The sequence below is a fragment of the Mucilaginibacter sp. genome (assembly GCF_028288205.1).
Taxonomy (GTDB): domain Bacteria; phylum Bacteroidota; class Bacteroidia; order Sphingobacteriales; family Sphingobacteriaceae; genus Mucilaginibacter.
This window is the reverse complement of the sequence record NZ_JAQBOD010000035.1, coordinates 61,151-68,781: the sequence shown is the minus strand read 5'-3', so window position 1 is coordinate 68,781 and position 7,631 is coordinate 61,151. Positions and strand designations below refer to the sequence as shown.

General features: G+C 39.6%; 8 protein-coding genes. 4 read left to right on the top strand and 4 right to left on the bottom strand.

Annotated features, from left to right (window positions below; translation table 11 throughout):
- Window positions 1–236 precede the first annotated feature (236 nt).
- Together JWR23_RS07480 and JWR23_RS07475 are read left to right on the top strand one after the other, a co-directional pair.
- Window positions 237–704 (top strand): RidA family protein, encoded by a 468-nt coding sequence (locus tag JWR23_RS07480; RefSeq protein ID WP_299514918.1) that lies wholly within the window; start codon window positions 237–239, stop codon window positions 702–704.
- 95 nt (window positions 705–799) lie between these two features.
- Entirely contained in the window at window positions 800–3,403 is a 2,604-nt protein-coding gene (locus JWR23_RS07475; protein ID WP_299514915.1) for a M1 family metallopeptidase, read from the top strand.
- 484 nt (window positions 3,404–3,887) lie between these two features.
- On the opposite strand, the gene JWR23_RS07470 is transcribed toward JWR23_RS07475, so the two are convergent.
- The 3 genes from JWR23_RS07470 to JWR23_RS07460 all read right to left on the bottom strand — a co-directional run bounded on the left by JWR23_RS07470 (window position 3,888) and on the right by JWR23_RS07460 (window position 5,015).
- Window positions 3,888–4,034, bottom strand: a complete 147-nt coding sequence (locus JWR23_RS07470; protein ID WP_144248640.1) for a lmo0937 family membrane protein — start codon at window positions 4,032–4,034, stop codon at window positions 3,888–3,890.
- Window positions 4,035–4,147: 113 nt separating this feature from the next.
- A complete protein-coding gene (locus JWR23_RS07465; RefSeq protein ID WP_002996718.1) occupies window positions 4,148–4,369 on the bottom strand; it encodes a DUF2795 domain-containing protein in 222 nt (73 codons plus the stop codon).
- Window positions 4,370–4,466: 97 nt separating this feature from the next.
- The gene (locus tag JWR23_RS07460) at window positions 4,467–5,015 is read right to left on the bottom strand and encodes a cob(I)yrinic acid a,c-diamide adenosyltransferase (protein WP_299514902.1); all 549 of its coding nucleotides are present in this window, start codon (window positions 5,013–5,015) and stop codon (window positions 4,467–4,469) included.
- A gap of 123 nt (window positions 5,016–5,138) precedes the next feature.
- Between JWR23_RS07460 and JWR23_RS07455 the strand changes: the two genes are divergently transcribed.
- Both JWR23_RS07455 and JWR23_RS07450 read left to right on the top strand, forming a co-directional pair.
- Window positions 5,139–6,125 (top strand): chitinase, encoded by a 987-nt coding sequence (locus tag JWR23_RS07455; RefSeq protein WP_299514899.1) that lies wholly within the window; start codon window positions 5,139–5,141, stop codon window positions 6,123–6,125.
- 111 nt (window positions 6,126–6,236) lie between these two features.
- Window positions 6,237–6,854, top strand: a complete 618-nt coding sequence (locus JWR23_RS07450) for a hypothetical protein (RefSeq protein WP_299514896.1) — start codon at window positions 6,237–6,239, stop codon at window positions 6,852–6,854.
- A gap of 3 nt (window positions 6,855–6,857) precedes the next feature.
- Here the strand turns inward: JWR23_RS07450 and JWR23_RS07445 are convergent, their stop codons facing one another.
- A complete protein-coding gene (locus JWR23_RS07445) occupies window positions 6,858–7,595 on the bottom strand; it encodes an ABC transporter ATP-binding protein (RefSeq protein ID WP_299514893.1) in 738 nt (245 codons plus the stop codon).
- Window positions 7,596–7,631: the final 36 nt, after the last annotated feature.

Sequence of the window (7,631 nt, the reverse complement as noted above, 5' to 3'; positions counted from 1 at the left end):
GTTAATCAGAACAGACCCTACGAAAAAAATTATTGTAAATTAGTTGTTTAGATCATAGAAATCGAACATAGTGAGAGATCTATACACGGATAAGTCGCTGAACCTGTCTTGTATAGATTTCTCTCTCCTACCTCGTTCGAAATGACATTTTTATTGGTAAATTTCCTTAACTTAATGACATTGGGACCAGTTAGATCAGACGAGACTTTTCAATTTAAATCACCTAATTTTATACCATGAACACACCCGAACAAAACTTTGCCGCATTGGGCCTCAAACTTCCGCCTGCACCAAAACCTATTGGTGTTTACAAACCATGTTTAGTAGTTGGAAATTTTTTATATGTTTCTGGTCACGGAACTTTTAAAGAGGACGGCAGCCTGGTAATTGGCCGCGTTGGCGAAACCATAAATGCCGAAGATGGTAAACACGCGGCACAATTGGTTGGGCTGGCTATACTGTCAACAATAAAAAATAATTTGGGTAGTTTGGACAAAGTGAAGCGGATAATTAAAGTATTGGGTATGGTTAATTGCACTGCCGATACTAAAAACCATCCGTTCATTATCAACGGTTGCAGCGAATTATTTGCCAAAGTTTGGGGCGATGAAAATGGTATTGGTGCGCGAAGCGCGATAGGAGTTAGTTCGCTGCCCGACAATATCCCGGTTGAAATTGAAGCGATATTTGAATTGGCAGGATAGTTTGTAACGTTTTATGTGCAAGGAATGTCTAATATTTTGAAAATTTATACCGATAACATATCTTTAGAAAATCCCATTAACATTTATCTAACAACATGAAGTTTAACAATATCATTTTCGCGCTGTCATTAGCAATCTGTGCCTCTGCCGCACAAGCCCAAACTACTGATCCTGCGCCGGTAAAGTACGATCAGCATAAAGTATTCACACCTTTATTTTATCCCGGAAAAGGTAATCAATACCGCTCGGCAAGTGGTGCACCGGGTGCAAAATACTGGCAAAACCGTGCCGACTATAAACTGAATGTAACGCTTGATACAGCGAAACACAGGGTAACGGGTACTGCCGTTATTACTTATACCAATAATAGCCCCGATGGCCTGCCATTTTTATGGTTGCAGGTTGACCAGAATATTTATCGGGAAGACTCAAGAGGACAAGCTACCAGTCCGGTTACAGGTGGTAGGTTTACCAATAAAACTTACACTAATGGCGACGAGATAAAAGGTGTATATATTATAAAAAATGATAAAGCCGAAAAAGTTGATTACCTAATTACAGATACCCGTATGCAGATCAAGCTAAAAGATTCACTCAAGGCAAACGGGCAGAAATTAGCTATAAAGATAGATTATGCCTTTGATGTGCCGGAGTATGGTACCGACCGTATGGGCAGGTTAAATACTAAAAATGGCTGGGTATATGAAATTGCACAATGGTACCCGCGCATGGAGGTTTATGATGATATAACCGGATGGAACACCATACCTTATATGGGTGCAGCCGAGTTTTATTTGGAGTATGGTAATATTGATTACACGGTAACTGCTCCTGCAGGTTTAATTGTAGCCGGATCGGGCGAGTTGCTTAACCCGGCCGGAGTATTATCGCCAACTGCCATGAGCAGGCTGGCTGCAGCGAGAGTTAGCGATAAAACGGTAAGCATCCGCGATTCGGTTGATATCGCCAGCAAAAAATCTTATCCGCAAAAAGCCAGCCTTACCTGGCACTTCTTCTGCAAAAACACCCGCGATGTAGCATGGGCGGCATCAAAAGCATTTATTTGGGACGCGGCACGTATTAATTTGCCAAGCGGTAAAAAGGCTTTGGCACAATCAATTTATCCAGTTGAAGTTACCGGTAAACAAGCCTGGGGCAGATCAACAGAATATGTAAAAAACGCTATCGAGCTCTATTCAAAAGAATGGTTTGAATATACTTACCCGGTAGCTACCAACGTGGCCGGTATAGTAGGCGGCATGGAATACCCTGGTATTGTTTTCTGCGGATGGAAATCGCAATCGGGCGGACTGTGGGAAGTAACTAACCATGAATTTGGTCATAACTGGTTCCCGATGATAGTTGGCAGTAACGAGCGTAAATATGCCTGGATGGACGAAGGCTTTAACACCTTTATTAATAAGGTTGATACTAAAGTGTTTAATAACGGCGAATATTTTGAAAAACAGGACGCTCAAAAAATTGCTCCGGATATGTTTAACCCGGATGCGGACGCGATTATGAATACACCCGATGTTATTCAACCTGATTATTTAGGTTTTGCAGCTTATGAAAAACCTGCACTGGGCCTTACTATTTTGCGCGAACAGATATTGGGCGTTGAGCGTTTTGATTATGCTTTTAAAACTTATATTAAACGCTGGGCATTTAAGCACCCAACACCGTGGGACTTTTTCCACTCGATGGATAACGCGGCAGGCGAGGACCTGAGCTGGTTCTGGAACGAGTGGTTCCTGAATACCTGGAAACTTGATCAATCTGTAAAAGCAATAGATTATAATGATGGCGATCCTTCTAAAGGCTCATTGATAACTGTTGAGAATTTGGGTGAAATGGCATTGCCGCTAACCGCGTCTATAAGAGAAGAAAACGGTAAAACAGGAATAGTTAAACTCCCTGCCGAAATATGGCAGCGTGGCAGCGTATGGATATTTCCGTATAAATCAACATCCAAAATAACATTGGTTACCCTTGATCCTGAACATAAATTACCGGATACCAATACTGAAAATAATTCTTTCAGTGGGGTGCCTGTGGCAAAAGGTGTAACCGCGGCGTCGGTAATTAAAAGTTATTTAGATGCTATTGGCGGCGCCGATAAAGTAAAGGATATAAAGGACATGACCATTAATGCCGAAGGAACCGTACAGGGCGTAACCGTACAGGTATCAAACAAATATAAAGCGCCTGATAAGTTTGATTATAACGCGACTGCCCCATCTTATAACAACTATATTTTGCTGCACCTTAAAGGCAATGCAGACAGCGTGAGCATAATACAGCAAAACCAACCTGTTACTAATGCAACCAAAGAATACCAGCGTCATTTAGTTGACCGCTTTAGCTTCTTCCCCGAGCTGGATTATGGCAAAGCAGGTTATTTAATGACTTTAGATTCTACCTTGCGGGCCGTAAATGATGTGCTGACATATTTAGTTGTGGTAACACACCCAGATGGTACAAGGGTTAAATCATACTTTGATATTAAAACCGGTTATAAGATTAAACAAATTACAGATGTAGCCAACAGTTCGGCAACAGAATTTGATGACTATCGGGAAGTGAACGGAGTTAAAATACCTTATGATATTAAAACCGTACTGATAGGCGCACCTGTTGAGCTAAAGGTGAATAGCGCTGTGGCTAATACTGGCTTAACAAATGATATGTTTAGGTAAGCCTCTTAAATAAACTCACGAAGTTTTAGAAACTTCGTGAGTTTATTAGCAAAATGTTAGTTACAATTACGAGTATTCGGAAGATTTAAAAGAAGCGGCGGATCGTGCGATTCCCCTCTTGAGAGCAAAAAAAGTGTTTCACATCAAGTGTTTCACCCTAAATTTGCAAAAATTGATAAAACAGCATAAAGCCCTCATCCTAAATATTTTATAATACTTTACCTAAAGCTTTGGTACTGTTTCAAAGTGTTTCACTCATTTTTACAAAATTCTATATATCAATTGGTTAACCTAAAAGAGTGTTTCATGTGTTTCATTATTTTGTGAAACACTACATCATCTTTTTTTGATGTAATAACCGTTACTATCTCAGGCAGTATATGATACGAGAAAACGATGTGAATCTTCCCCGAATGGGAGACTAAAAGCAATTGTCTGCACAAGATAATTAAGTCCTCCCTGCGCCGGGGAGGACTTAGGTGGATTATGCTCTTCTTATTAATCCTAATAATAAAGCTATAATTGCTATAACCAGCAGAACGTGAATGATCCCGCCTGCAGAATAATAGAAAAATCCAAATGCCCAACCTATAACAAGGATAACAGCGATAATGTACAATAAGCCTCTCATTTTTTTATGTTTTAGTGATAATGATATCTGGCTTATATCTAAAACTATTCCAAAACAGCGTTAAAACAAGAAAACCTGCATATGCAGGTTTTCTTTATGAATTTTTCGACGGATTAATACTCGTCTTCGTTAAAAAAGAAGTCATCTTTTGTAGGGTAATCAGGCCATATTTCTTCAATATTTTCATAAGGCTCGCCGTCATCCTCTAATGCTTGCAGGTTCTCGATCACCTCAACAGGTGCTCCGGAACGGATAGCGTAATCAATTAATTCGTCTTTAGTTGCAGGCCATGGCGCATCCTCCAGGTGAGATGCTAATTCGAGTGTCCAATACATATTTTTATCTTATAATTTTAGTTAATTTTTTGAATTTTCAATTTCCGCAAAAGTATAATATTTTTATATTGATTATCAATATATTTTTTTTAAATTTTTAAAGTCGCGGTATCCACTGGTTCTCGGGGATTTTATGGTCATTTCCAAGTTTCCTTGCAAGGGTGAAAAGATAATCACTCAGCCTGTTCAGATAAATAATTACCTTGTCCTCTACCTTACTTTCTTTGGCAAGGTGTACAGTAAGGCGTTCGGCCCTGCGGCACACACACCGGGCTATGTGGCAATAAGATATCATTGTGCTGCCACCGGGTAAAATAAAATGCTTAAGCTCCGGCAATTGCCCGCTCATAGTATCCATTTCTTTTTCCAGCAGATCAATATCTTCAGTATGCAGATCGGGTATCACCATTCTTGATTTTTCAGGATCGGCAGCTAATGACGATCCAATAGTAAACAGTCTATCCTGTATTTGTTTTAAAAAATCTTTGTCATGTAATGTAATCTCCTGGTCGCGTATCAACCCTATGTAGCTGTTTAGCTCATCCACTGTTCCATAGCTTTCAATACGCAAGTGATGTTTAGGCACGCGTGTACCGCCTATAAGGGAAGTAAAACCTTTATCGCCTGTTTTGGTATATATCTTCATAAGGGACGCGGCAATTTATAAATATTGATTTAAACATAGTTAATAATTAAACAATATTTATGGGTTACTTCAAACTTGCTTTTATATTTACCGTTATTAATAGTTCACGCATAACTATACGCCATGAGATTCATCATATTGTCAACCAAATTTATATTAATACTGGCTTCGGCATTATTACTATCGAGTTTTAAATGCAGCAGTACCGCAAATAAAACAGAAGCTAAACCTAAACCGGCAGTAGCTTTTAATTTAATTACAGAGAAACAATTTAATGATCTTTTTCCGCAACGTAACCCTTTTTACACCTATAGCGCATTTATAAGGGCGGTAAAAGAATTGGGTTTGATTAAAATACAAATTACGCGCCGCGCAGTATCTGTTTACCAGTTTATACGTACCGACAAAAGCACAGGTAAAACAACCACTGTAAGGCAGGACGTATACTGGAACGAACACTGGGCAAAAGTAAAACCCGACAGCACCTACACTGTTGATTACGGAAGTTTTTGTACCGAAAGTAATATACTTACCAATAAAAAGGAGTTGGCCGCGTTTTTTGCAAATATTGCACACGAAACCCGCCACGGCCTTAATGGTAGCTACACCGACGGACTGATGCTTACCCACGAAAGTAATACCTCATTAGATTATTTTAGCGATAGCGACGAATACCCACCGGTTAAAGGCAAAAAATATTATGGCCGCGGCCCTATGCAATTAAGCTATAATGGTAATTACGGCTATGCGTCTGATTGTATTTTTGGCGATCATAGAATATTGTTGAACAATCCGGATTTGGTTATGACCGACCCGGTAGTGGCGTTTAAAGCAGCTATTTATTTTTGGATGACACCACAAACACACAAACCATCTGCACACGATGTAATGATTGGTAAATGGAAACAAAATGCAGGTGATAAAGCAGCAGGCCGTATTCCGGGTTTTGGGATGGTGATAGATATTATTAACGGCGGGGTTGAATGTAACAAGGGCGATAACGTACAAGGCATGCAAGACCGTATTGCTTTTTACAAGCACTTTTTAGCCAAGCTGGGCGCAAGTGACCCGAACTGTGTTTGCAGTTGTGGGAAGATGAAACCATATTGATCTTAACACAATTTTTAGGATTTAGTAGATTGAACAATTAAATCTTTAAAATCTAATAAATCTTAAAAATCGTGTCTGGATTATGTACTTTTAACAAACGCTAACCTTGTTATGGAAAATTATCCTTTTGATACCACCGGACTAACTACAGAAACAATAGATAGGTATAACGATACTTACAAAGCACTTAAAGCAGAATTTAATATCCTGCCCACAGGGCATATTGATTTTAACCTGGAGCAGTTTGAAGTATTTAGAAACTGCCTGAGCGTTAATTTAAGAGGATCGTTTGTGATCAAACAGGATTGCGGTGATTCGTATATTTTATTTGTGGAGGTACATTATAACCTTAACGGTGTAAAACATGTATCAGATCATCAGGAACACCAGGTTTGGGGGCTTACTTATTTAAAAAATAATTTCGGCCGCGTAATCATACGTCGTGAAACGCTTACCGACAAAATATTAGAATTAATACACCCCTTAGAGCTCGATTTTAAAGAGGATAAAGCCTTCAGCAATACCTTTTATGTGGTGGTTAATGATCATGCAAAAGCAAGCACGTGCATGGATCGTAATTTCAGGAACGCGGTTATGGATATAAGGGATAACGACTTTATGATAGAGATTGTAGAGCATACCCTCATTATAGGTAATTATGACCCTATTATAGCCGAAAAATCAACACATTTAGCAGAGTTTGTGGAGCGGATAGCTTCGTTGTGTTAGCGTTTATAAAACAGCCTTCGCAGTACTATCCACATTTCTATCTATCGTGTGTATATTAGGATTAGCATAGTCATTCTCTATTAAACCATCGCGCATACGTACAATACGGTGGGCATGCAGGGCAATGTCTTCTTCGTGCGTTACTAATATAATGGTGTTGCCTTTGGTGTGGATATCTTCCAAAAGGCCCATAATTTCGATAGATGTTTTGGTATCAAGGTTACCTGTAGGCTCATCGGCCAAAATAATGGATGGGTCGTTTATTAAAGCACGAGCAACTGCCACACGTTGGCGCTGCCCGCCCGAAAGCTCATTGGGCCGGTGATCTGTACGATTACCCAGGCCCACGTTTTCTAAAGCTTTTTTAGCGCGTTCCTGCCTGTTTTCTTTGCTGATACCGGCATAAACTAATGGGAGTGCCACATTATCTAAAGCAGTATTTCGCGGTAACAGGTTAAATGTCTGAAACACGAAGCCGATCTCGGAGTTACGCACTTCGGCCAACTCATTGTCGGTCATGTGGCTAACATTAATGCCATTTAGAATATACTCGCCTTTGGTCGGCGTATCCAAACAACCCAAAATATTCATTAAGGTTGATTTGCCTGAACCTGACGGACCCATCAAAGCCACAAATTCACCCTTATTAATAGTTAGCGATACAGATTTAAGCGCATGAATAACTTCTGTGCCTATAATGTATTTACGTCCTATATCTTTAATGGTAATTAATGGCTTCATGTTTTTTATTGCTTTGACGGCAGAGTTAGGTGTATT